This is a genomic window from Pseudomonas sp. PD9R, from assembly GCF_019200975.1.
Classification (GTDB): Bacteria; Pseudomonadota; Gammaproteobacteria; order Pseudomonadales; family Pseudomonadaceae; genus Aquipseudomonas.
Genome location: NZ_JAHTMR010000001.1, coordinates 736097 through 761042 on the forward strand (window position 1 = coordinate 736097; position 24946 = coordinate 761042).

At 59.6% G+C, this 24946-nt stretch carries 23 protein-coding genes; 8 read left to right on the plus strand and 15 right to left on the minus strand.

Going from position 1 to position 24946, the window contains the following annotated elements:
* Window positions 1–41 precede the first annotated feature (41 nt).
* The 5 genes from KUF73_RS03380 (at window position 42) to KUF73_RS03400 (ending at window position 5677) form a co-directional block, all read left to right on the plus strand.
* Window positions 42–1085: a 4-hydroxyproline epimerase gene (locus KUF73_RS03380; protein ID WP_218436613.1), complete on the plus strand. Its 1044-nt coding sequence runs from the start codon at window positions 42–44 to the stop codon at window positions 1083–1085.
* A complete protein-coding gene (locus KUF73_RS03385) occupies window positions 1082–2380 on the plus strand; it encodes an FAD-binding oxidoreductase (protein WP_218436614.1) in 1299 nt (432 codons plus the stop codon). The genes KUF73_RS03380 and KUF73_RS03385 overlap by 4 nt, the downstream gene beginning before the upstream one ends.
* The gene (locus KUF73_RS03390; RefSeq protein WP_218436615.1) at window positions 2377–3858 is read left to right on the plus strand and encodes an aldehyde dehydrogenase family protein; all 1482 of its coding nucleotides are present in this window, start codon (window positions 2377–2379) and stop codon (window positions 3856–3858) included. The genes KUF73_RS03385 and KUF73_RS03390 overlap by 4 nt, the downstream gene beginning before the upstream one ends.
* Before the next feature lie 11 nt (window positions 3859–3869).
* Complete coding sequence (locus KUF73_RS03395; protein WP_218436616.1) at window positions 3870–4892, plus strand: proline racemase family protein; 1023 nt, start codon at window positions 3870–3872, stop codon at window positions 4890–4892.
* 71 nt (window positions 4893–4963) lie between these two features.
* Complete coding sequence (locus KUF73_RS03400; RefSeq protein WP_218436617.1) at window positions 4964–5677, plus strand: GntR family transcriptional regulator; 714 nt, start codon at window positions 4964–4966, stop codon at window positions 5675–5677.
* Window positions 5678–5720: 43 nt separating this feature from the next.
* Here KUF73_RS03400 and KUF73_RS03405 read toward each other — a convergent pair whose 3' ends face one another.
* The 6 genes from KUF73_RS03405 to KUF73_RS03430 all read right to left on the minus strand — a co-directional run bounded on the left by KUF73_RS03405 (window position 5721) and on the right by KUF73_RS03430 (window position 13547).
* A complete protein-coding gene (locus KUF73_RS03405; RefSeq protein WP_218436618.1) occupies window positions 5721–6692 on the minus strand; it encodes a helix-turn-helix domain-containing protein in 972 nt (323 codons plus the stop codon).
* Between the two features lie 95 nt (window positions 6693–6787).
* Window positions 6788–8878 (minus strand): hydantoinase/oxoprolinase family protein, encoded by a 2091-nt coding sequence (locus KUF73_RS03410; RefSeq protein ID WP_218436619.1) that lies wholly within the window; start codon window positions 8876–8878, stop codon window positions 6788–6790.
* A 39-nt stretch (window positions 8879–8917) separates the two neighbouring features.
* Complete coding sequence (locus KUF73_RS03415) at window positions 8918–10663, minus strand: hydantoinase B/oxoprolinase family protein (RefSeq protein ID WP_218436620.1); 1746 nt, start codon at window positions 10661–10663, stop codon at window positions 8918–8920.
* A gap of 312 nt (window positions 10664–10975) precedes the next feature.
* Window positions 10976–12337 (minus strand): cytosine permease, encoded by a 1362-nt coding sequence (locus KUF73_RS03420; protein ID WP_256345338.1) that lies wholly within the window; start codon window positions 12335–12337, stop codon window positions 10976–10978.
* 126 nt (window positions 12338–12463) lie between these two features.
* Window positions 12464–12763, minus strand: a complete 300-nt coding sequence (locus KUF73_RS03425; protein ID WP_218436621.1) for a DUF1330 domain-containing protein — start codon at window positions 12761–12763, stop codon at window positions 12464–12466.
* A 115-nt stretch (window positions 12764–12878) separates the two neighbouring features.
* Window positions 12879–13547: a type 1 glutamine amidotransferase domain-containing protein gene (locus KUF73_RS03430; RefSeq protein WP_218436622.1), complete on the minus strand. Its 669-nt coding sequence runs from the start codon at window positions 13545–13547 to the stop codon at window positions 12879–12881.
* Between the two features lie 286 nt (window positions 13548–13833).
* Between KUF73_RS03430 and KUF73_RS03435 the strand changes: the two genes are divergently transcribed.
* From KUF73_RS03435 to KUF73_RS03445, 3 genes are read left to right on the plus strand one after another with little or no spacing between them, the layout of a single operon-like run.
* Window positions 13834–14742: a LysR substrate-binding domain-containing protein gene (locus tag KUF73_RS03435; RefSeq protein WP_218436623.1), complete on the plus strand. Its 909-nt coding sequence runs from the start codon at window positions 13834–13836 to the stop codon at window positions 14740–14742.
* Between the two features lie 28 nt (window positions 14743–14770).
* Window positions 14771–15394 carry a dihydrofolate reductase family protein gene (locus KUF73_RS03440; protein WP_218436624.1) on the plus strand — a complete coding sequence of 208 codons (624 nt, stop codon included), beginning with the start codon at window positions 14771–14773 and terminating at the stop codon, window positions 15392–15394.
* A gap of 59 nt (window positions 15395–15453) precedes the next feature.
* Window positions 15454–15933 carry a VOC family protein gene (locus KUF73_RS03445; RefSeq protein ID WP_218436625.1) on the plus strand — a complete coding sequence of 160 codons (480 nt, stop codon included), beginning with the start codon at window positions 15454–15456 and terminating at the stop codon, window positions 15931–15933.
* A 132-nt stretch (window positions 15934–16065) separates the two neighbouring features.
* Here the strand turns inward: KUF73_RS03445 and KUF73_RS03450 are convergent, their stop codons facing one another.
* The 9 genes from KUF73_RS03450 to KUF73_RS03490 form a co-directional block, all read right to left on the minus strand.
* Entirely contained in the window at window positions 16066–16833 is a 768-nt protein-coding gene (locus KUF73_RS03450) for a metallophosphoesterase (protein ID WP_218436626.1), read from the minus strand.
* A 172-nt stretch (window positions 16834–17005) separates the two neighbouring features.
* On the minus strand, window positions 17006–18478 hold the full coding sequence (locus tag KUF73_RS03455; protein ID WP_218436627.1) for an aldehyde dehydrogenase family protein: 1473 nt from the start codon (window positions 18476–18478) through the stop codon (window positions 17006–17008).
* Window positions 18471–19298 (minus strand): ABC transporter permease, encoded by an 828-nt coding sequence (locus tag KUF73_RS03460; protein WP_218436628.1) that lies wholly within the window; start codon window positions 19296–19298, stop codon window positions 18471–18473. The genes KUF73_RS03455 and KUF73_RS03460 overlap by 8 nt, the downstream gene beginning before the upstream one ends.
* Before the next feature lies 1 nt (window position 19299).
* Complete coding sequence (locus KUF73_RS03465) at window positions 19300–20217, minus strand: ABC transporter permease (RefSeq protein WP_218436629.1); 918 nt, start codon at window positions 20215–20217, stop codon at window positions 19300–19302.
* A 31-nt stretch (window positions 20218–20248) separates the two neighbouring features.
* Window positions 20249–21391 (minus strand): PotD/PotF family extracellular solute-binding protein, encoded by a 1143-nt coding sequence (locus tag KUF73_RS03470; protein WP_218436630.1) that lies wholly within the window; start codon window positions 21389–21391, stop codon window positions 20249–20251.
* Between the two features lie 39 nt (window positions 21392–21430).
* The gene (locus KUF73_RS03475; RefSeq protein WP_218436631.1) at window positions 21431–22546 is read right to left on the minus strand and encodes an ABC transporter ATP-binding protein; all 1116 of its coding nucleotides are present in this window, start codon (window positions 22544–22546) and stop codon (window positions 21431–21433) included.
* 252 nt (window positions 22547–22798) lie between these two features.
* On the minus strand, window positions 22799–23626 hold the full coding sequence (locus KUF73_RS03480; protein ID WP_218436632.1) for a response regulator transcription factor: 828 nt from the start codon (window positions 23624–23626) through the stop codon (window positions 22799–22801).
* A gap of 255 nt (window positions 23627–23881) precedes the next feature.
* Window positions 23882–24334, minus strand: coding sequence for a hypothetical protein (locus tag KUF73_RS03485; RefSeq protein ID WP_218436633.1), 453 nt, complete (start codon window positions 24332–24334; stop codon window positions 23882–23884).
* A gap of 135 nt (window positions 24335–24469) precedes the next feature.
* The gene (locus KUF73_RS03490; protein WP_218436634.1) at window positions 24470–24946 is read right to left on the minus strand and encodes a hemerythrin domain-containing protein; all 477 of its coding nucleotides are present in this window, start codon (window positions 24944–24946) and stop codon (window positions 24470–24472) included.

Sequence of the window (24946 nt, forward strand, 5' to 3'; positions counted from 1 at the left end):
TCGACGCGCTCGACTGATGCGGCTCTACCGAGTGATATGACATGACCCGACACGTATTCAAGAGCATTGAAGGACATACCGAGGGAATGCCCGTTCGTATGGTGATCGCAGGTGCACCGGCGCTCAAAGGAAAATCCATGAGCGAGCGGCGTGAGTATTTCATGGCCGAGTACGACTGGATTCGTCGTGCCTTGATGCTTGAACCGCGTGGGCACTCGCATATGTCGGGCACCCTCTTCTATCCGCCGATGCGTGCAGACAGTGACTTCAGCCTGCTGTTCATCGAAACCTCGGGGTGTTTGCCGATGTGCGGGCACGCCACGCTCGGTTCCATCACGTTTGCATTGGAGGCCGGCCTGATTGAGCCGAAAGTCCCGGGCACTGTGGTGGTGGATGTTCCTGCGGGCCAGATTCACGCCACCTACACCCGCAGCGGCGACAAAATCAGTTCGGTGTGTTTCACCAACGTTGCGTCGTTTTTGTTGCATCGCGACCTGGCCGTCGACTTCCCGCCACTGGGGCTGTTGAAGGTCGACATTGCGTACGGCGGCAACTTCTATCCGATTATCGAAGTGCAACCCAACTATCCCGGTTGCGAACATTACGACCCCCAGCAACTGCTGGAGTGGGGACGGCAGATCCAGGACCTGATCAATCGAAGCGTCGATGTCGTCCACCCCGACAACCCGACTATCAAAGGTGTCAAACACTGCATGTGGACGGGCGCGCCGCTGTCGGCAGAATCTCAGGGACGGGCAGTCGTGATCGCCGGGGCCAGCCTGATAGATCGTTCACCTTGCGGCACCGGTAGCTCGGCCCGGGTTGCCCAGCGTTTTGCCCGCGGTTGGCTGGCCAAAGACGCGGCCTACCGCCATGAAAGTCTGATCGGCAGTTTCTTCACCGGTCGTGTGGCGCAGCAGCTTGAATTGGAGGACGGTAGTCCGGCGATTCGTCCCAGCATTGAGGGGCGGGCATGGATCACCGGGCGCGCGGAGTTTATTGTCGACGATACCCAACCGTGGTGGGACGGCTTCAGTCTGGAAGATTATGCCGCTCCAGCCTCTGCTCAAGAGAGTTCCCTATGACGCCTCAGCACTCTGTTGCACCAGCACCCGCCCTGGCCGAAAAGGTCATCGTGATCGGCGGGGGAATCGTTGGCGTGTGTTGTGCTCTTTACCTGCAACGCGAAGGCTACGGGGTGACCCTGATTGATCCGGCGGCGGCGGGTGACAGCACCGCCAAATGGAGCTGCGGGCAGATGGCGGTCAGCGAAGTGATACCGCTGTCCAAACCGGGAATTCTGAAAAAAATACCGGGCTGGTTGCTCGATCAGAAAGGGCCACTGGCCTTAAGACCGGGCGCGCTACCGGGCATCCTGCCGTGGTTTCTGCGATTCCTGGCGTGTGCCAGGCACTCGAAAATTGTCGAAATTTCCGAACACATGGCGACCCTCACGCACCATGTCTACGAAGACTACGCGCCTTTGCTGGCAGCCTGCCCGGATAAAACCTTGATGGGCGAGCGGCCGATTATCGAGGTCTTCGACTCACCGTCGGGGCTCGAGCATGAGGCTGCGCATCTGGAATTGCGCAAGGCGCTGGGCTTCAAGTCCGAAGTACTGGACCGCGCCGCGATTGCTGATCTCGAACCTTCACTGGCGGGTAAGTTCAGCCACGGGCTGTTGTTTCCAGACTGGCGAGCCGTCAGCGACACCAAAGGTTTCATCGCGGCGCTGACCCAGAGCTTTATTGAACAGGGCGGCACGCGTGTGCGCGGTCAAGTCAAGCGGATCGACGAAGTGGCCGATCATGCCAGCGGTGTCACCCTCGGCAGCGGTGAGCGCTATGCAGCCAGCCATGTAGTGATTGCAGCGGGCACGGGCTCACGCCAGTTTTTCGATCAGATGGGTACGCAAATTCCGTTGGCGGGAATCGCCGGATACCAAGTGCTCTTGCCTAGCCCTGGGGTGGAGGTGCGTCACTCGGTGATTTATGCCGATGGTGGCTTTTGCTTCAGCCCCATGACCCGTGGCCTGCAGATCGGCGGCACCATCGAGTTCGCCAGTCCGAATGCCGAGCCCAACTTCAAGCGCGCCGACATCATTCTTGAGAAAGCCCGGAAGATCCTGCCTGGGCTGCAACTGGACAACATCGAGTACGGCGTCGGCTATCGTCCGTTTCTGCCGGACACCAAACCCGTCATTGATCGCAGCGCCCGCCTATCGAACGTGTTCCTGGCGTTCGGTCACGGCCAGCTCGGTCTGACACTGGGTGCGACGACCGGGCGACTGATTGCCGACATGGTCGCTGGCCGTGCGCCGGCCCAGGACCTGACCCCATTTAGCGCCAAGCGCTTTGCCCTTGTTGGAGGACATGCATGAAATCCTACGATCAGCTCTATATCGACGGCCAGTGGGTTCGTCCCACGCTCGGCGGTACCTTTGACACCATCGATCCGAGCAATGAATCGGTCATCACCCAGGTGGCGGCAGCCACCGCCGAAGACGTCGACCTGGCGGTAAAAGCGGCACGCCGAGCCTTTGATGAAGGTCCATGGCCGCAGATGAATGGCGCCGAACGCGCGACGATTCTACGGGCCATCGCCAGCGGCATTCGTGAACGTCAGGACGCACTCGCCAGGCTTGAGGTGCGTGACAACGGCAAACCGCTGCCCGAGGCGCTGTGGGACATCGGCGATACGGCCGGCTGCTTTGACTTTTATGCTGATCTGGCCGATGAGCTCGATGGGCACCGCGAGCAGCGCATTTCCCTGGCGGATGAGCGATTCACGTCCATTGCTCGCAAAGAAGCGGTCGGCGTCGCCGGGGCAATCATTCCTTGGAACTTCCCGATGCTGATGGCGGCCTGGAAGGTCGCACCGGCACTGGCGGCCGGTTGCTGCATGGTGCTCAAACCTTCGGAACTGACGCCATTGACCGCTCTGGAGCTGGCGGATATCGCCCATCAGGCGGGCTTGCCTGCTGGTGTGCTCAACGTGGTAACGGGCCTCGGCGCGGAGGCCGGCGCGCCGCTCAGCGAGCATCCGGGTATCGATAAACTGGCCTTCACCGGCAGCGTTCCAACCGGCACACGGATCATGCAAGCCGCTGCCCGGGATATAAAAAACATTAGTCTGGAACTGGGCGGAAAGTCGCCCTTCATCATCTTCGATGACAGCGATATCGAAGCCGCAGTCGAATGGATCATGTTCGGGATTTTCTGGAATCAGGGCGAGGTGTGTTCGGCGACTTCGAGGGTTCTGGTCCAGCGTGACTTGTACGAGCCGTTGCTCAAGCGCCTGGTCGAACAGACCCAAAGCCTGAGCATCGGTAACGGGATGGACGAAGGCGTATTACTCGGTCCATTGGTCAGCCGTGGCCAGTTCGACAAGGTCCTGCAAGCCATATCCCGGGGTCGCGAGGAGGGCGCGACACTGCTCACCGGTGGCACCCGCCCGCAAAATTGTGAGAAAGGCTACTTCCTGACCCCGGCGATTTTTGCCGATGTACCCGAGGACAGCTGGATCTGGACCGAGGAAATCTTCGGCCCCGTGGTGTGTGTGCGTCCATTCGACGACGAAGCCAGCGCGTTGCGCAGTGCCAACGACTCGCGCTTCGGTCTCGCTGCCGCCGTGATGTCGAAGGACCTTGAGCGTGCCGAACGCGTCGCCCGCCGACTGCGTGCAGGTATCGTCTGGATCAATTGCTCTCAGCCAACGTTCACCGAAGCCCCTTGGGGCGGTTACAAGCAAAGCGGTATAGGCCGCGAATTGGGGGAGTGGGGGTTGAACAACTACCTGGAAACCAAGCAGATCACTCGCTATGACAGCGAGCAGCCGTGGGGCTGGTACATCAAGTAAAGGAGCCTGCCATGCGCTGGAAAAAAACGCTGCAAATGGCTGACGTGCATTGTGAGGGCGAAATCGGCAAGGTCATTACCGGTGGCGTGATCGATATCCCCGGCAAGACCATGCTCGACAAGATGAACTACATCAACGAAGTCGACGACAGCCTTAGAAGGCTGGTGATTCTCGAACCTCGCGGTTGCCTGCAAATGTCAGTGAACCTGCTGTTGCCGCCGACCCGGCCTGAAGCGCAGGCGGGTTTCATCGTGCTGCAGGCGGACAAGGCGCACCCGATGTCTGGCAGCAATTGCATCTGCGTGGTGACGGCGCTGCTGGAGCTGGGCATGTTGCCGATGCAAGAACCTGTGACCACCGTTGTACTGGACACGCCGGCCGGATTGGTGACGGCCCGTGCCCAGTGCGCGGATGGCCGCTGCATGAGCGTCTCGCTGGACATGGTGCCCTCGTTTGTCGAAGCGCTGGATGTACCGATCCTCACGCCTGAGTTCGGCACTCTGAAGGCAGACATTGCGTTCGGCGGCGTGTATTACGCATTGGTCGACGTGGATCAGATCGGGCTGACCATTGCCCCCGAGAATGCGCGCGAGCTGGCGACCCAGGGTGTGCGTTTGAAAACGCTGATCAATGAACAGGTCAACGTCAGCCACCCGTTGTTCAAAGAGCTCAATGAAGTGGCCTACGTGATGTTCCGCAATCGCCTGGACAAGAGCACTTACCAGACCTGTACCACCTTGCCACCAGGGCGCGTTGACCGTTCGCCCTGCGGCACGGGCAGCTCGGCCAATCTGGCGACCTTGAGTGCCCGTGGGCTGGTTGAGGTGGGCGACAAACTCATCTCGCGCTCGACCATCGGTGGCGAGTTTCAGGTCGAACTGCTGTGGCTGACTGAAGTGGGAGGAAAACCAGCGGTGTTGCCAAGAGTGACGGGGCGAGCCTGGATATACGGGTTGCATCAGATCGGCGTCGATCCGGACGATCCGCTGGCGGCGGGATTCATGTTGAGCGATACCTGGGGTGAAGGTTTTTAACTATCCCAAGGCCGGTGTTAAAGTTGCAGGCCGGTCGGATGGCTGGCCTGCACTGCTGAGAATATGACGCTATGAGCACAGAAACGACGGAAACATCCAGTGGTGCGAAACGCCATGGTGGTCGCTACATCTACGAAGAGTTGCGCAAGCAGATCCTGACGCTGAAGCTCAAGCCGGGCGTGCCGCTGGACGAGGTTTCATTGGCCGCTCAATTCGGCCTTTCCCGGTCTCCCGTGCGAGATGCCCTGGCCCGTTTGATCAGCGAAGGGCTGGTCACGATCCTGCCCAACCGCACGCTGTTGGTCACGCCTTTCGAAATCGAAGAGTTCCCGAACTATATTTCCGCACTGGATCTTATTCAGCGTGCGGTCACCCGGCTGGCGGCCCTGCAACGCACCGATGATGACCTTGTCCGTATCCGGGCGGCCGATGCGACCTACCTTGAAGCGGTCAGCACGGGTGACTTTCAGGCTATGTCAGAAGCCAACAAAGCCTTTCACATGGCCATCGCCGAAGCCGGCAAAAACCATTACTTCATCAGTTACTACGAAAAGCTTTTGGGTGAAGGCCAGCGCCTTCTCCATTTGCACTTTGACTACATCGTCAGTTCGGCGGCCAGCACAAACACGCGTCTGGGTCGAGACCACGATGAGATTGTGAATGCCATACAGGCGCGCAAACCGGACGAAGCCGAAAGCGCGGCGCACGAGCACACCATGCTGTTTCAACGACGCTTCCTGGCCTACCTGCAACAGAACCTCACCGAGAAGATATCGGTGGGTTAATACCTGTAGGAGCGAGCTGGCTCCTACAAGGGCTGGGATCGGGTCACACACAAAGCTTCGATGCACCCGCACCGCTACGCACTTCCCTGGCGGTGCAACCGAAGTGCTGGCGGAAACTGCGGGTAAACTGGGCCTGGTCACTGAACCCCCAGCGCATGGCCAACTCGCCGATCGACAGGTGGCAGTTGGGGTCAAGCAAACCCCGGTTGACCGCTTCAAGACGTCGCAGACGAATCCATTCCCCAAGGCTGTAGGGCGTGCTGCTGAAGAGTTTGTGCAGATAACGCACTGACAGGCCACAGGCATCGGCGATCATCTGTGGTGCCAGGTCGGGGTTGCCCAGTTGCTTGTCGACGTACTGCTCGATGCGCTGCAAATGCATTGCAGCCAGGTTCGAGCTTTCGCTGTTGAGCACTCGCTCATCATCACGCAAAGCCATCAACAAGGTTGAGAGTGCCTGTTCCAGCAACATATGACGGGCGGCCTCGTCGCATTCATCGAAACGGGCAGCGCACATGGCCAACTGATCGACAAAGATCCGTCCGAGGGCGCGCTTGGCATCGAAGCAGAAACGCGTGTAGCGCTCGGCACCGCGCAGTTGTCCGTGCAGCGCACGCTCAGGAAGCTTGAACACCCACAGGTCGTTGTCGCTGGCGTAGTGAAAGCGGTAGGGCGCATCACCCCGTTCGAAAATGAAGCCCCCGGGTTGGCAATGCAGTGCCCGGCCGTCCTGTTCGAAATGGACTTCGCTGCGGCGCGGTACGGTGACGAGGTAGCAGGCTTCGTTGTCGTCACTGACCTGGGCCTTGCTGCGCGAATAGCCCAGTTGACTGGAACGAAGGCGTGAAAGCGTCAGCGGGGTGCTGCCGGTTTCCCAGATTTGCAGGCTGCCGCTGAAGCTGCTGGTGGGGGCGAACTCCAGCGACAGCGGAAAATAGGCGCTGGCGATTGCATTGGCCCAGAGTGGCTGGCGTTGACTGTCGGGCCAGGAACGGGTGGAGAGTTTGTACGCCATGGCGGCCCTCGTATCATTTTTATTATGAGGACGGTGCCGACGGAAGATCCGTCGGCACCGCTGGTTTGCCATCATTTGCCAATGCTTGCGGGCGGTCAATCGTCAGGCGTCAGCCGGTAGGTGGCCGAAGGTGCGAGCGTCGCCTTCCAACCCGGTGGCACGACGATGTTGGTCGTCGCTTCTTCGATCACGCAAGGGCCTTGAACCGTTTGCCCCGATTGCAGCCGATCACCGTTGTACACCGGCGTTTCCTGCCAGGGTGATTGAGCGCTGAACAGCATCGAGCGATGGTCAGTGGCCTTGGGCAAGACAATTTCGGCTGGCTGCGGCAGTTCCGGCATAGGTGGGCGTTGCAGGCGTGCAATCACCGAGCACTCCAGGTTCACCAGTTCTATCGGGCTTTCAGGCTCGCTGTAGGAAAACAGCGCCTTGTGCCGCGTATGGAACGCTTCACGCAAGCTGATCAGTCCTGGTTGATCCAGTTGATCGCGGGTCAGCTCGACGCTGCATTCGTGAATTTGCCCGAGGTAGCGAATCTCCAGGTTGTACAGGCACTCGACGTGGTTGCCGGCACCGAAGCCATCGTCACGCAGGTTGTTCATGCCGCGCTCGCGCAGGTCGCGCAGTGTTTGGTTGAGCAGCGGCAAGTTGACCAGTTCGTCATCCAGGCGCATCGGCAGCGTGGTCAGTTGGTCGTAACGGATGTCCGAAAGAATCTGGCCGTAGGCACACAGCCCGGAAGCGACTTTCGGGATCAGCACCACCTGACTGCCGATTTCCTCGGCCAGGCGCATCACGTGCATGCCCGCCGCACCCCCGGCGCCGATCAGGGCAAAGTCCCGAGGGTCGTAACCACGTTCTACCGACACCCGCCGAATGCCGCTGACCATGTTCAGGTTGACCAGGGTGATGATGCCGATGGCCGCGCGCTCAACGCTGATGCCCAATGGCTCGGCGATTTTGCGCCGGATTGCCTCGATGGCAGCGTCGCGGTTGAGCCGAATGCTGCCACCCAGCAACGCACCGTCGGCCAGATAACCGAGCGCCAGGTTGGCGTCGGTGACCGTTGGTTCGGTCCCGCCCTTGCCGTAGCACACCGGCCCGGGATTGGCACCGGCGCTGCGCGGGCCGACCTGGAGCATGCCGAAGTCATCCAGATAGGCAATCGAGCCGCCGCCAGCACCGAGGGTTTCCACCTGGATCATCGGCACGCCGATGCGGTAGCGCAGGAAGTCGGTGTCCTTGCTGAAGTTGGTGCGCCCCGACTTGCTCAAGGTGATGTCGAACGAGGTGCCGCCCATGTCCACCGTGATTACGTTGTCGATGCCAAACGGCTGCGCGACGCATAACCCGGCTTGTGGCGCGGAAGCGGGGCCGGAGTTGATCGCATTGACCGCACGTTCGCGCATCACCACACCTGGTGCGAGGCCGCCGTTGGATTGAAAGTAGCGAGTCGGCTGTTGCGCACCGAGTTCCTCGAACAAGGCATCGATCTTTTCAATGTAGCGGCCCATCACCGGGCTCAAGTAAGCGTTAACCACTGTTGTCGAGGTGCGGGTGTATTCGCGGATTTGCGGGAACACTTCGTTGCCGGTGCAGACAAACACGTCCGGCAATGCCGCCCGCACCATTTCGGCGGCACGCTGTTCGTGGCTCGGGTTGCGCACCGACCAGACGAAGGAAATGGCGACGGCTTTAACGTCCTGCTCGCGGAAATACTCAATCGTGTCACGAATTGCCTGTTCGTCGAGCGGGGCATATTCGCTGCCGTCACTGATGATTCGGCCGCCGATGGGCCGCCGCAGGTGGCGGGGTACCAGCATGTAGGCTGGCGGGTAGCTGGCGTCGTAGCGATGCCCGTCTTCCTTGTGGCCCAGGCGGATTTCCAGGCTGTCTTCATGCCCGTCGGTGCACAGCAGGCCGACCTTCACGCCGGTTTTTTCGATCAGCGCGTTGAGGGCCACCGTGGTGCCGTTGATGCACAGGTCGCAGTCGCCAATGATCTCGGCCGGGGTGCGACCGATGGCGTCGGCGATTTGCGCCAGCCCGTTACGGATCGCGATAGTGCCGTCCTGCGGTGTCGACGGTGCCTTGAACAGCTGCACGTTGCCGCTGCGATCCGCCAGGATGAAATCGGTGAAAGTGCCGCCGGCGTCGATGCCCAGACGATATTGTTGTTTGCTCATGATCAGGGATTCCAGAGGGCTCAAAGGGGCCGGGCTCAATTAATGGGCGGCACGGCGGGCGCTGGTGGCTGCTTCATCGACCTGGCCGTTGCTGTCGATCACCACGCCGTATTCCAGACTGGCACCTTCACGAGACACCAGGCCGTTGCGCACGTCGTTCAACACGCTGGCGATAGATCGGCGCAGAGGGTTGCCATAGCCGCCGCCGCCAGGGTTGACGTTGATGACCCGTTCGCCCGGTTGCGCGGTGAGTTGCGCGTTGTAGATAAAGCGCTGTTCTTCACCGTCGTTTTTGCGGTGAATCAAATGGCCCAGCTTGGGTTCGAGCATGACGTTGTTCGCGCCGGCGGCACCCGACGTCGGCAACTGACGGCCCTCACCAAACCCGACCACGGTCATGGCGTGGTTCAGCGGCTCGATTTCGATACGTGTCCCTGAACCGCCGCGATATTCACCGGCGCCACCGCTGTCGGTCATCAGGCTGTAGCGGTGGATGAGGATCGGATAGGAATACTCCAGCAACTCGATATCGCCAGACATCAGCGCCCCGAAGCAGCACAGCGGACCGCACGCCGGCCAACCGTCCATGGCTTTATTCGCGCCGGCACCGGAGATGATCGAAGCGAGGACCATGGTCACGTACTCGTCGTTGCCATTGCGCGGGTCATGCCCGGCAATGTTGATCCCACTGGCATGGCCCCAGGAGGCGGTCACGCGGTCGGGTGCTGCTTGCTCGAGTGCCAGACGCACCGCATCGGCCAGAGTTTCCATCGGCGTGGTGGTGCTGTTGACGTGAGGCGCCGGTTCCTGGGCGTTGCACAATGTGCCCGGTGGGCCGAGGTCGACGGATACGCAACGGTACAAGCCTTCGTTGTAGGGCGGCGGCACCTGCGCGAACATCATCAGCCCCAGGTAAACCCCGGACACCGAATTACCCGCGTAAGAGTTGATGAAGTAGGGCACTTGCGGCGGACTTTCGATCAGGATGTGCGCCTCGTCGCCGCGAATTTCCACTTGCGCGGTGATCGACAGTTCACCCAGGCCGTGACCGGAGTCCTCAAGCACCGCCGTGCCGGTGTAGAAACCGTCCGGCACGTCACGCAGCAAGGCACGCATGTGCCGGTCCGCCATGTCTTTCAGTTCGGCGATGCACGCGCGCACCTGCTCCACGCCGTAGCGATCGAGCAGTTCGAGCAAGTGGCGTTCACCGACATTGCAGGCGCCGTACTGGGCGTTGAGATCGCCTTCCTGATAAGCCCGGGCGCGCATGTTGGTCAGCAACAGGTTGATCACGTCCTCGCGGCGCTTGCCCTGAGACCAGAGTTTCACTGGGGGGATACGCAAGCCTTCGGCGTAGATTTCCTTGGCATCCGGGTTGTAGCCGGCGGGCACCGGGCCGCCGATGTCGGTCAGGTGGCCTTTGCAAACGGTCCAGAACACCAGTTCGCCTTTGTAGAACACCGGTTTGTACATGCAGCAGTCGAGAATATGGCTGCCCATGTAGGCCGGGTCATTGTGGTAAATCACATCGCCTTCCTGGACGTCATCACCGAAAAAACCGGCGACGCATTTCATCGCGGGAATCAGTGAGCCCAGGTGAATCGGGATGTCCTGGCCTTGCAGGATCATTTCCGGAAGGTGATCGAACAGTGCGTTCGAATAGTCGTGAGCCAGGTTGAAAACGCTCGAACGACCGGTTTTCTCAAGGGTGATGGTCATTTCGCGCTGCGCGGTTTCGAGCGCGCCTCGCACGACGGCCAGGGTGATCGGATCTACTGTGCTCATGGGTCACCAGAAATCTTGTTGTTATCCAGGTGGAGGTCAGGACGAACGTCTAACCCACGACACAAAACTACGCGCTCGAACCGGTGGGTGGCTTGGCGCAACGTGCACTGGTATTTGATTGTCAGTGCACTGGGGGGATTGAGGGGGGTGGGTGGAAATGCGTTTCTGCGGCTGCGCAGAACCTGCGCTCGGACTGCAGCGTTCGGCAGTTCCTACAGGTGCACGCGATCACATGTAGGAGCTGCCGAAGGCTGCGATCTTTTGATCTTGCTTTTGATTTGCCCCTGTCCCAATCCACCGCATAAAGGGCTTTCAGGCACAACTGGCACTCACAAACCAGCTACGCCGAGCATTCATCAGCAGCAACCAATACGCGCCAAATGCACTGACAAATGTCACCGGCGCCGACCACGTCGTCAGCGTTGCATTGCCGCAATTGAGCAGCGCAATGCCCAGCCCGGCAGCAAAAAACCAGGCACCGAGGCCGCAAGGATTAAAGGCACTGACCCGATCCATCTGATATTCGATCCGATCCTGGAACAGCTGGGTGTATCGGGGCGAAAAGATATGCGCCAAGGCTATCGCCACCCAGGCCACCACAAAAATGCTCTGGTACGACAACGCTTGCAGGATGTACTCGAAAACATTCAGGCGCATCAGCGTGTAAACCAAAGCGCCAACGGCAATAGCCCAGACCATGTAAGGCACTTTCGCCAGTCCCAGACCGCCGAAGAAGGCCTGCATGTTGGTGGCGGCCAGGTAGAAATTAGCCGAGTTGATACGCGTCTGGCTGATCCAGACAAAAATCAGACCCCAGATACCCATCAACTCGATAATCGCCATCACCACAGACACCTCGGACAAGCCGCCGGGTGTCGGAATGGTCCCCGCCAGAAAGATCCCGACCAGCCCATTGATCAAAAACGTGAAGGTGTAGAAGGGCAGGCCAAAATTGAAGCGGCCATGGTAGTTGGCGTCTTCCTTACGACCGAAACGGGCGTAGTCCCAGGTGTACATCATCAGGATCCACACGCCCATGAAGTAGCTGAAGCAATTCCACCAGCCGTTCTCCACAGGGCCGGTCGCCGGCCCCATTTGCAGCCAGGCAGCGCTGTAGCCGTATTGGTCGACGGTCATCACCACCAATGCGACCAGGCCGATCAGGTAGAAGGGCAGCAGCACGCCGTTGAGCTTGTCCATCCAGTTTTGCACGCTGCCCAAGATCAGCGGCACGCTGTACAGCACCACCAGCAGATACGCCTGATTGATCGACAACGAGGGCACGTACTGTTGAATCGCAATGGCGATGACCGAGCCTTCGAACACGCTGTAATACGTTGCGGTGGCGAAGAAGATCAAAGTCGCCAGCACCGCGCCTTTGTGGCCGAACAATACCCGCGAGAACAACGCGACCGACAACCCGGTCCTGATCGCATAACGGGAAATAACGCCATTGATGGCCGCGTAGGTCACCACCGACAACAGCAGGCCGATAATCGCGTTTTTAGTACCGAAGGTCATTGCCAGCGTGGCCGAAACGACCAGCCAGAACATGGCGCTGCAAATGCCCCACCAGGCCATCGTCAGCGAGCGTTTACTCATGCGGTGTGTTTCGGCAACGGCAGCGCCCGAATAGTCGGTGCTGTCGCCTTGTTTCTGGAGGGTGGCGGCCATGGTTCTTCTCTTGTTTTAGTGTGAAGAACCTGGATGGTAAGAGGCCCATGGTGCCGAATGATTGCTGTTGGCGGCCCTGTCTTTTGTCGTTGAGTGAATAGCGGGGGCACCTGTACGTCTTACTGCTTATGCCTGAACGTCACTGCCCTCAACCAGCAGCATCCGATACTGCGCGCCCTTGAAACGATGTTGACGCGCCTCCTGATAGGCCGGGCTGTCGTACCACGCGCGCGCTGCGGTCATGTCGGGAAAACGCAGGATCGCAACGCCTTCCGCCGCCGGGCCTTCCAGTACATCGAGCTCGCCATAGAAAGCCACTCGGGTGATGTCGTGGCCTGCACGGGCGGCGGGTGCTTTCTGCGCGTATTGCTGCATTTCTGCGTCGTCGGTAGTGGTTTCGCGGATGAAGATGACATAAGCAGACATGTTGGATTCCTCAGTGAATGTGAAAAAAATGGGTACTGAATGTCGCCACGCTGCGAGCCCGGTTCGATCACTGCGAGCTTGCAGTGATCTGGCCGGGCTCTTTTTCTGGTGAATATCAGCGCAATGCTTCAACGATCGCTTTAGCCAACGGGCCACCCGACGCCGGGTTCTGGCCGGTCAGCAGGCGACCGTCGACCACGACCTTTTCCTGCCAGACATCTGCCGACGAATACTCGGCACCCTCGGCGCGCAACTCATCTTCCAGATTGAACGGCACGTCAGCCTGGGCATAACCGGATTCTTCTTCGTTCGAGAAGGAGGTCAGCTTGCGGCCGCTTACCAGCGGAGTGCCGTCTTCCAGCTTCACACCAAGGAATGCAGCCGGGCCATGGCAGACGGCTGCCACGATCTTGCCGCCGTTCCAGGCGCGTTGGACGGCGTTTTTCACGTCCGGGTCGTTGGCGATATCCACCATCGGGCCAAGGCCGCCCGGGAAGAAAATTGCGTCGTAGTCGAGCACATCCACTTCCGACAACTTGCGGCTGTTCGCCATGCGGCGGATCGCAGCGCTGTGACGGAACGCGAGCTGCGCAGGATCGCTTTCATCGTAGCCGTCCTCCGGTGGCGTACCGCCCAGTGGAGAGGCGTATTCGACCGCCACGCCGGCTTCGGCGAACACTTCGTACGGGTGGGCGACTTCAGGGAAGAAGTACCCGGTAGGGCGGTGGTTCGGGCCGATTTCGGCTGTGTTGGTCAGGATAAACAGTACGTGTTTGATGCTCATGGGTAACTCCTTGATGATTTAGAAATACGGATTTGAGGGGGGCGAACGGTGATTCGGTTTCAGGCGAAGAGCGCCAAGGAGCGAGCCAGAGTCAACGATTGAGCAGAGCCCGGATCGCGCGCAACATCACCGGTCAACAGTGTTGGAGTGGTCATGCAGGTTTCCTCGATTGAACTGGACGCTTTGGATTTGGCGGATCCCTTTGGATGGGATAACTTTGCCCGATGTCCAGATATTCGAGAAATTTACTTATCTGATTTTAGATATTCACAAGGCGTTATGAGACATGCGATACGACCTCAATCTCTTGCCGGTTTTTATTGCCCTTATGGAGGAGCGCAGCGTTACGCGGGCCGCCGTACGACTGGGCATTACGCAGCCTGCATTGTCGAACTCGCTCAATCGCCTGCGTGACACGCTCCGCGATCCTCTGTTTATCCGTGAGCGCTACGGCATCAAGCCCACTCAATTTGCCGAGGAGATCGCGCCCGCTATTGCCGAGACGTTGGCCAGGCTCGATGAAGTCATCATCGGGCGGCAGCACTTTGATCCTGCAACCTCAACCCGACAGTTCAACATCGCGCCCAACAGCTATGTCGAGATCGTGCTTATGCCGGTCGTCATCGCCAGGCTTCGTGAGCAGGCACCCGGGATAAAAGTGTCCCTGAGCTCATTCGGCAATGACCTGGCTGAAATTGGCGTGATCTCGGGAACCACTGACATGGCGCTAGGGCGCATCGTCGATCCGCCCGATAATTTGATTGTTCAGCACTTGATGGACGATGGCCTGGCGTGTGTCGTGCGCATCGACCATCCTGATATCGGTGACAGCCTGTCGCGCGAGCAATATGAACAACTGCGGCACGTCAATGTGCTGCCTCCGGGTCGTTTAAGGGTGGGACTTTTTCAAACGCTTGAGCGCCAGGGCTTGCGGCGCGAGCTGGCGATTTCAGTGACTCATTTCCTCGCGGTCCCGGAAATCATCGCAGTGACCGATTACTGCGCGACACTGCCTCGGCTGATTTGCAACCAGATCGCCAAGGACCCACGGTTCAAAGTGCTGCAGCCGCCCGTCGATCTTGGCACCTTTCCGGTGGAGATCGCCTGGCACGTTCGTTATCGCAACGATCCAGCGCACCAATGGTTTCGGCAGCTGCTGGTTGAAACGGCAGCTGAGTTGTCTGGGAAACCTTGATTTTTTGAGCAGGAATCAGGAGATAAACATGCGCAAACTTATCGTTGCCGCGTTCATCAGTCTGGATGGCGTTATCCAGGCCCCTGGCGGGCCTGAAGAAGATACCAGCGGCGGTTTCCGCCATGGTGGCTGGATAGTGCCCTACGCCGACGAAGCTTCCGGTCAGGTCATACGGGAATTGTTCTCGCAGCCGTTCGAGCTGCTGCTGGGCCGTCGCACTTATGACATCTTCGCGGCGTATTGGCCGCGCATCCGGGCCGATTCACACAACTTCATCGCTGACCTGTTCAACAGCGTGCCCAAGCACGTGGCCACTCATCACCGCGATACCCTTGATTGGCAGAACAGTCATGGGTTGCAAGGAGACTTCGTTGACGCCATACGCGCGCTCAAGCAGCAGGACGGCGCTCAGCTGTTGACTCAGGGCAGCGGCGACATGGTGCGCCAACTGCTTGCAGCGGGGTTGGTGGACGAGCTTCGGTTGATGATTTTTCCCGTCGTACTGGGGCACGGCAAGCGCTTGTTTGGAGACAACGCGCAAGCCAACGCCTTTACGTTGGCGACCTCGATCAGCACGCCTGGCGGTGTGCTGATCAGCCATTACGTGCGCAGCGGTGATGTGCGCACGGGAACGTTTGAAGACGTCGAGTAGGAAAAGCTGCCTGGCCGGGCAGCTGGAATTGGCGTGTCAGTCCCATTCTGGAGAATAAAATGCTCAGCAAAAACACGATTTGCCTGTGGTATGACGGCGACGCTCTGGACGCTGCGAGGTTCTATGCCGCGACGTTCCCGGACAGTGCGGTAGTGGCCGTTCATCACGCGCCTGGCGATTATCCGGCAGGCAAGCAGGGCGATGTCTTGACGGTCGAGTTCACGGTAATGGGCATCCCTTGTCTCGGGCTGAACGCCGGGGCGGGGGTCAAACATAACGAGGCTTTCTCGTTCCAGGTCGCGACCGACGATCAGGCCGAGACAGACCGTTTGTGGAACGCCATTGTCGGCAACGGTGGGGAGGCAAATGTCTGCGGCTGGTGCAGGGACAAGTGGGGAGTGTCGTGGCAAATCTCCCCCCGCGTTCTGACGGACGCGATTACCAACCTCGATCAAGCAGCGGCCAAGCGGGCATTCGACGCGATGATGACAATGGGGAAAATCGACATCGCGGCGATCGAAGCGGCGCTCAGGGGGTAGCCGATGCTTGCAAGTTGTGTCGACTGCGTGCTGCTGGTGATCCGTCTCCGTGCCCGTTCGGCACGGCCGGAAGATGTTGAACTGTTGGATACCGTGGAACCGCTGATCTGAGGCTGCTGTCTGTTTCAGGCCTCAGACATCCAGTTCAATCACGTACGCGCCATCAAAATCGGAGTTTTCATTGATGCCGTCCTTTGCGTAGCCCCGGGCGTTGCAAAGGACGCGGGTGCTGCCAACCCGGTAGTCAAAACTCCCGTGGGTATGGCCGTGTAGCCAAAGCGCCGGTTGCCAGGCTTTGATCCGCTCTTCGAGGTCCGAGACAAAACTCGCGTTGATCGGCGAGCGCCGGAAAAGCGGGCCGATGCTCAAGCGCGTTGGCGCGAAATGGGAAATCACCACGGTAGGCGTGGTGCTGTCTTTGCTGAAACAGTCTTCGAGCCAGGCGACTGTCTGTAGAAAGATCATTTGCGACACTGCCGGACTGAACAGGTCATCAAAATCGGGCGAGATTTTAATGCGGGAGAAATCACGAATGAGCTGGGTGGCCAGATCAATCCCTTGTTCCCGAGCTTGCGCAGAATCAAAAAGACGATAGTCGGACCACAGGGTGCAACCCAGAAAACGCACGCCATTGTGCAGATACTCCGAGCGTTCCAGAACATGGATCTGCGTGCCTTCCGACAACCTGTTCAACTGCTCGTAAGTGGAGATCAAGTCGCTGCCATAAAACTCGTGATTGCCTGCCACGTACACGATCGGAGCAGGGCAGGATTTGGCCCACTCGATGGCGGCAGCCGGGCGAGAGATGTCGCCAGCGAGGACCACGACATCGGCCTCCACGTCGGGGAATGGTAACGCGTTGACGGATAGGTGGATGTCGGACAGCAAGGCGATACGCATCGGTCAACTCCTGTTTTTTGAATGGCAGCCCATTCAACTTACGCGTTGGTAACCCTCAGTCACAAGCCTCCTGACGCCCTCTCGACGTTTGCATGAAGCCGCTTGAATCGGCCATTGGTTAAAGGACATCCGTCGCGGTACTCCTTGAACACGGCGACGGATACTCGGCCACTTATTTCAAATACCAACCCCACGGCTGGTCACTCACGTACTCGGTCACTTGCTTGACCTCCAGATAATTGTGCAACCCCCATTGCCCCAGTTCGCGGCCAATCCCGCTGTGTTTCATGCCGCCCCACGGCGCTTCGACGAAGGTCGGTTGTGAGCAATTGACCCAGACAATCCCGGCGCGCAACTGGTTGGCAACGCGGGTGGTACGGTGCAAGTCAGCGCTCATCACCGCAGCGGCGAGGCCGAAGCGGCTGGCGTTGGCCATTTGCACCGCTTGCTCTTCAGTCTTGAAACGCTTGATGCACAGCACCGGGCCGAACACTTCTTCGCGCCAGAGAATGCTGCTGTGTCCCGGCTCGTCGAAGATCGCAGGTTCTATGAAGTAACCCTCTTGCAGATGCGTCGGTCGCCGGCCTCCGGTGAGCAAGCGGGCACCGCTGGCGAGGCCTTGGTCGATGAAACCGAGCACCTTGTCGTACTGGCTTTGGCTGACCAACGGCCCGAGCAGAACACCGGGCTCCATGCCGGGGCCGATGATGATTTTGCGGGTTTCCTCGACCAGGCGTTCGATCAGTCGCGGGGCGATGCTTTCCTGCACCAGCAAGCGTGAGGTGGCGCTGCACACCTGGCCCTGATTCCAGAAAATCCCGAACAGAATCCACTCCACGGCGGCTTCGACATCGGCGTCGTCGAATACGATGAACGCGGATTTTCCGCCCAGTTCAAGGCTGATGTTCTTGATGTCGCGGGCCGCCGCCGACATGATTTTCGCCCCGGTCGGTACGCTGCCGGTGAAGGCGAGTTTATCCACGCCGGGGTGCTCGGTCAGTGGACTGCCAGCGTCGGCACCCAGCCCGGTGATCACATTCAACACACCGGCGGGCAGGCCGATGCGGTCGGCAGCGGCGGCCAGTTCCAGCGCGGTCAACGGTGTCAGTTCCGACGGTTTCAACACCATCGTGGCCCCGGCAGCCAGGGCCGGCGCGACTTTCCAGGCCGCCATCAGCAGCGGGTAGTTCCACGGGATGATTTGCCCGGCGACGCCAATCGGTTCATGGCGAATGCGGCAACGAAAACGCTCGTCCGGCAATGCCAGTGGCTGGTCCTGTTGCTGATCGAGTTCTCGGGCCAGCCCGGCGTAATAGCGAAAACAGCCAATCGCATCGCCGATGTCCCACTGCGCTTCGGGCAACGGTTTGCCGTTGTCGCGCACTTCCAGTTCCGCCAGCGCTTGTTGGCCACTTTCCAGTTCATCGGCCAGTGCCTCCAGCCATTGCGCGCGCTCGGCGCCGCTGGTTTGGCCCCAGCCATTGTCAAAGGCGCGCCGGGCCGCGCGCACAGCATGATCGACGTCTTCTTCAGTGCCCGCCGCCACCCGCTGGAAAGCCTGCTCGGTAGCCGGGTCAATGACTTCCAGATAACCGCCCAGATCCGGGCTGACCCACTCGCCGTTGATGTATAGCTGATCATGCATGGTGCGACTCCTGGACGCCGGTATGGCGGTTTTGCAGAGAGCGGGAAGTGAACAGCAGTGCCAGTGACACGCAGATAATCACGGTCGAGATCGCGTTGATCTCCGGTGTCACACCACGGCGGATGGACGAAAAAATGTAGATCGGTAGCGTCGTCTCCGAACCGGCGACGAAGAAGGCGATGATGAAGTCGTCGAAGCTGAAGGTGAACGCCAGTAGGAACCCGGCCATGATCGCGGGGCTGATCTGCGGCAGGGTAACCCGCCAGAACGTCTGCATCGGCGGCGCGTAGAGATCGGCGGAAGCCTCGAGCAAGGCCTTGTCCAGCGAGTCGACGCGGCTGCGCACGATCACCATAACCAGCGCCATGGTAAACAGCGAGTGCGCGGCGATCACGGTAAAGAACCCCATATTCAAGCGTGGAACGCTCGGCAACCAGCTCGCCAGTAGCGGGTTGATCAAGTCGAACAGGCTGATGAATGCGATCAGCGTCGAGATGCCGATGACAATCCCTGGCACGATGATCGCGCAGTAGGTCAGGGCATCGAACAGCAGACGCACCTTGCGTCCGGCGCGTTGCAGACCGAACACAGCGAGGGTGCCGAACAACGTGGCGAGCACCGCCGAGCAGAAGGCAATAAAGGCGCTATGCCCCAGCGCTTCCATGATGAACGGGTTGCCAAAGGCGCGGCCAAACCATTGCACCGAACAACATTCGAACGCCAGGCCACTGCGCCCGGCGTTGAAGCTGAACAGCACGATCAGGGCAATCGGCGCGTAGAGAAACAGGTACAGCGAGGTTGAATAGCTGCGCAGCCACATGTCACAGGCCTCCGTCGGCAGGGCGGCCGCCGTAGCGCGCCACAAGCTTCAAATACAGGCCGATGATCAGCAGCATCATGGCTACGAGGGTCATTGCCAGCGCACTGCCGAACGGCCAGTTGCGCGATTGCAGGAACAGGTCGACCAGCGCGTTGCCGACAAAGAACACCTTGCCGCCACCGAGAATGGCCGGGATCAGGAACTCGCCCATCAGCAGGATAAACACCAGCATCACCCCGGTGATGATCCCCGGTGCGGACAGCGGCAGGGTGATCCGCCGGAAACTTTCGAAGGCGCTGGCGCCGAGATCGGCCGAGGCTTCGAGCAGGCGCTTGTCGAGTTTTTCCAGGCTGACGTAAATCGGGAACACCATCAGCGGCAGGTAGCCGTAGACGATGCCGATCAGCACCGCCCACGGCGTGTTGATCAGCCGCACATCCTCAAGGCCCAGGCTGGCTAACAACGCCGGGATGCCCTTGCCGCTGAGGATGAAAATCCACGCATAGGTGCGGATCAGGAAACTGGTCCAGAACGGCACAATCACCAGCGTCAGCAACAACGAGCGGTTCTTGCTGACCTTGACCGCGAGGAAGTACGCCAGCGGGTAGGCCGCCACCAGGCACACCAAGGTGCCCAATGGTGCCAACACCAGCGTGTTGCCGAACGCCGCCGCCCGCGAACCGAGGTTCAGGTAATTGGCCAGCGTGAAGCCTCCGGCGTAACCGCCCACGGCGCTGCGCTCGCCAAAACTGAAGACCAGGATGATCACCAGCGGCATCAATAACAGCAGCAGGAACCACAGGGTCGAAGGCAAGAGCATCAGCAGGGTGATCCGTCGGCCGAGGCTGCGCCGTTGGCGAACCTCGGCGGACAGGGCACTGCCCGGCTGCACCATTTGCGGGTGGGCGGCGGCATTCATGGGGGACTCCTCGTTAGCCATGGTCAGGCGGTCAGGCGGATTTGAAGCGGGCCATCAGTTCGGCGCGTGCCGGGCTGGTGAGCGTCGCTGCCGCACCGAACTCCAGTGGGCTGAGGGCTTCGGCGGCCGGGTACATGATCGGATCGTCGAGCATTGCTACCGGCAGCAGGGCGTCGACGCGTTTGTCACCGCTCGGGTAGCCGTGGCTCAGCACTTCAAGCTTGTTGTGCTGGGGGTCGAGCAGGTAGTTGATGAAGGCGTAGGCCGCGTCCTTGTGCTCGGAGTTTTTCGGGATGGCGAAGAAGTCGCTCCACAGTTCTCCACCTTCCTTGCCCAGTTCGAACTGCATCTGCGCGTTATCGCGGTGCAACTGCGAGGCGTCGCCGGTCCAGGACATCGCCAGCCAGGCATCGCCGCTGCGCATCGACGGCTGGATATCCGAGTTGATGGCGAAAAGGTGCGGCTTGACCTCGATCAGCAGTTTTTCAGCATCGGCCAGCTCTTTCGGGTCGAGGGAGTTGAAGCTGTAGCCGAAGCTTTTCAGGGCATTGCCGATGGCGGTCAACTGATAGTCATGGACCATCGTCCGGCCGCTGGCCGGGCCTTGAGCGGCGGCCCAGAACTCTTTCCAGCTGGTGGGACCGTTCTTCAGTTTGCCGGTGTCGTAGAGCATGCCGGTGGTGCCCCAGTTTTTCGGCACCGCGTAAACCTTGCCGTCGACCGTGCCCTGGGCCATGAATTTCTGCTGGAACGCCGATGGATCAAAATTGGGAATGCGCGACAGGTCCAGCGGTTCGATCAGGCCCAGGCCGACGTAGGTGCTGATGGTGTAGTTCGTCGGCACCAGCACATCCCAGCCACTGCCGCCGGCCTGCAACTTGGCGAGCATTTCTTCGTTGGAACCGAACACACTCATGGAGACGCGGGCACCAGTGGTCTTGGCAAATGCGTCGAGATTTTCCTGGCTGTGGTAATTCGGCCAGGTCGCCAGGGACAGGCGATCGCCCAGCTTGGTCTGCTCGGCAGCTTCAGCCGTTGATGTCAGCAGGCCGGGCATATTGGTGGCGACCACTGCGGCGGCGAGCCCAAGGCCAGTGCGGCCAAGGAATTCGCGGCGACTGATCGAGCCGTTCTGCCAGCTGCGCAGGGTTTTTATAAAAGTCTTCTGGTCCATAGCACGCTCCCCATCCGGTTGATGAAACGAATCGATGACTTACAACGCCATGGCCAGGCCATTGGCGTGATCCCAGCCGACGCGCACTGCCGCGCCGTGTTCGAATGCATTGGCGCCGTGATCCTGCTGACGCGGCACGCGCACGCAGACCACGCCGAAGGCCTGGGTGCGCACGCGGTATTCGGTGGAATTACCCAGGTAAATGCGATCCTCGACGCAACCGGGAAGGGTCACTTCGCGGGCCATGTCGACGCTGGCGCCAGCGATGCTGATCAGCTCCGGGCGCACCGCGATGCAACCTTCGGCGTTGGCGCTCAGGGCTTTGCCGGTGGGCGTCAGCGGGCTGGTCAGTTCCAGTCCCTGTGCAGTGCGCAGCACTACCGAACGGCCATTCAGATGGCGCACGGTGCCGTTGAACAAGTTGGACTCGCCGATGAAATCAGCCACGTAACGGCTGGCCGGGGCTTCATAGAGTTGTTCCGGGGTGGCGGTCTGGATGATCGAACCGTTGTGCATCACGCTGATGCTGTCGCTCATCGACAGGGCTTCTTCCTGGTCGTGGGTAACCAACACGAAAGTGATGCCGACCTCCCGTTGCAGACGCAGCAACTCCGACTGCATCTCCTTGCGCAGCTTGCGGTCCAGCGCCGCCAGCGGCTCGTCGAGTAGCAGCACGGTCGGCTTGTTCACCAGCGCTCGGGCCAGGGCCACGCGTTGTTGTTGGCCACCCGAGAGTTCGCTCGGCTTGCGCTGACCGAAGCCGCTAAGACGCACCATTTCCAGGGCTTCATCGGCCATGCGCAGCTGCTGTTTTTTGTCCGGACGCGGAGTGCGATAGCGCAGGCCGTAGGCGATGTTCTGTGCCACGGTCAGGTGCGGGAACAGCGCGTAATGCTGGAACACCATGTTCACCGGCCGCTCGAAGGCGGGCACCCCGGCCACGCTTTTGCCGGCCAGGCGCACTTCGCCGCTGGTGGGCTGTTCGAAGCCGGCGATCATGCGCAGGGTGGTGGTTTTACCGCAGCCCGAACCGCCGAGAAAGGAATGGAACGAGCCACGCCGCACGGTGAAATTCAGACCATTGACGGCCTGCACCTCGCCATAGCGTTTGACCACATTGCAGAATTCGATATCGCTTGGCTGGTTGTCGTTCACGAGGCGGGCTCCCTTGCAGTGATGAATCAGTGCGTCGGGGCCCAAACTAGCAATGAGGGTTTTGCGGCGTATATATCCCTTGGGGGATAGGAGGGGCATATGCAGAAAAATCAAAAGCCAAAGCAAGATCAAAAGATCGCAGCCTGCGGCAGCTCCTACATGGATCGCGTACGCCGCCAATATCGCGGTCTGACCAAATCCCATGTAGGAGCTGCCGCAGGCTGCGATCTTTTGATCTTTGACGTCACCCAGTCAAAAACTCAAGGCGCGACCGCGCTCCTCTTGCAGCTGATCCTCAGTCAAATCCCGTATAAACAACCCCAGCAATTCCGACTGGCTACCAATACCAAGCTTGGCGTAGATGTTCTTGCGGTGAATCTTCACCGTGCCGGGGCTGATGCTCAATTGTTCGGCGACCGAGGCGCTGGAGTGACCGCGTAATAGCAGCTGCACAATCTCCTGTTCGCGCCCGGTGAGGATGTGCGCGCCGAAATGATCGAAGGCTTCGCGGATCTTGAAGTCCAGGTCCTGCGCGGGGCGTGGTTGCTGGGCCTGACGCAAGCGCCAGGCTTCCTTGATGACCTGCTCGACCACCGCTTGCGCGCACTCGACCAACTGCATTTCGTCGCGGCTGAATGCGCAACTGACCGAGGAACGCATCAGCGACAGCACCGCCATGGCACCACCGCCGAGGTCGACGAAAAACGCCACTTCTTCCGCCAGCCCGGTTTGCTGGTAGTAGGTCAGGTAGTACTCGCCGAGGTAAAAGTGGTCGGGTGCGAATTGACGCAAACGCCACAAACCGGGCGCCTGCCCGCGAGTGCACGCCAGGTAGAACGGATCGAGCAAATACGGGCCGCACTGATAGTCGTCGACATACACCGCGCGCTTGTCCGCCGAGAAGGTGTCAAACAGGGCCAACGGTCGGTGGTTGCCTTCATAGACGAAGAGCACGAAATGATCGACCGGGCATACCTGCCGCAACCAGTGACTCAAACCCGACAGCCGCGCATGCCCGGCGGGCAGGTCTAGCAGGTGGGCGACACCGGTGGTCCAGAGTTTCAATTCCTTGGGGCGCATGGCGACTTCAAGCAGCAGTAGATCGCGTTTAGATGCACAAAGTACGCCATGGCGGCGTTGGCCTTATAGGGCAGGGCGGGGCACGGCAGATCGCTGAAAAGACGCACCACAACAGAGCCGGGTGTTACCGAGTGCTACAGAGTGGTAGCAGCCTTGATTAATTCCACGCCGGTCGCTACGCGCCCGCTCCGGCGTTTATCAAGGTGGTTGTCGCGTCAACCGTCGAACGATGCAGCGATCCAAACGCTATATAGGCTACTTCGCCGAGTCTCCTGCCTTTATATCCCCACAAAAAAGATCGGCGTTGCCATCCTCCGGCGCAGATCGCACAACGATGGAGTAACCACCTGAAAGCAGTATTGAGGTTGCGACTGGCGCGGTTCGTGAAAAACTCCAGCCGCTTGAAGCAACGCGCTCGGTGTTGGTCTGATCATTCATTGCGTAGGCGACGGGCCCCGGTTGCTGGCAGCTGCCTTTATTGATGAAGGTGTAGACGCGCAACGGGAGGGAGGTTCCGTTGGGAATGCCGCTGATGAAGAAACTCAAGCCGGTTTGTTTGTCCCAGCTTGCCAACGCCACGTTACCGATTTGGCCAGCATTGTGCGGGGTCGCCACCAAGGGAACGGTCACCCCATGGTTTGACGACGTCGTGCAGCCGAAGAGGCTCGTGGTGATCATTAATATGGTCAGTGAGTTTCTGAGTTTCATTGCCAACCTCCAATCTTGAAGAACCGCAATGGGTGATTAGAGGGTATAGCTCATGTGCCGCGATCTGGGGGAATGGCGCTGGTCAACTTGCATGACAGCAGCGCCAACCGCGTTTTTGCCGGAACCGAAACGGCATCAGGCAGCCATGTTCCCGGCGCTGAGTTCTTTTTTATAAGACGCTTTCATCATCTCCATTTGCTTGCCCAGTTCATCCAGTTTTGCCTTGCCTAAAAGTTTTTTGGCCTCAGGAAACATCTCTGTTTCCTCCTCCTCAATGTGATGCTCAAGCAGTTCCTTGACCACTTTTGCACGTCCGGAAAATTCCATGCTGGATGGATCAGTGGTTTTCAGGTCCGGGAGCACCAGCGAGTCGACGGTGCGATGTTCTTCCTTGGCTTCGTAATACATTTTTTCCTGCTCCTTGCCACCGGCCTCTTTATAAGCCGGGTAGAGGATTTCCTCTTCGAGGCGGGTGTGAATGGTGATTTCCATTTCCAGTTTCCCCACCAGCTCGGCGCGTTTTTTAACGGCCCGTTCTGTTGAGTCATTCAGTTGAGTCAGGATGGTTTTTACGCGTTCGTGGTCGGCTTTCAGGATGTCGATAGCGTTCAT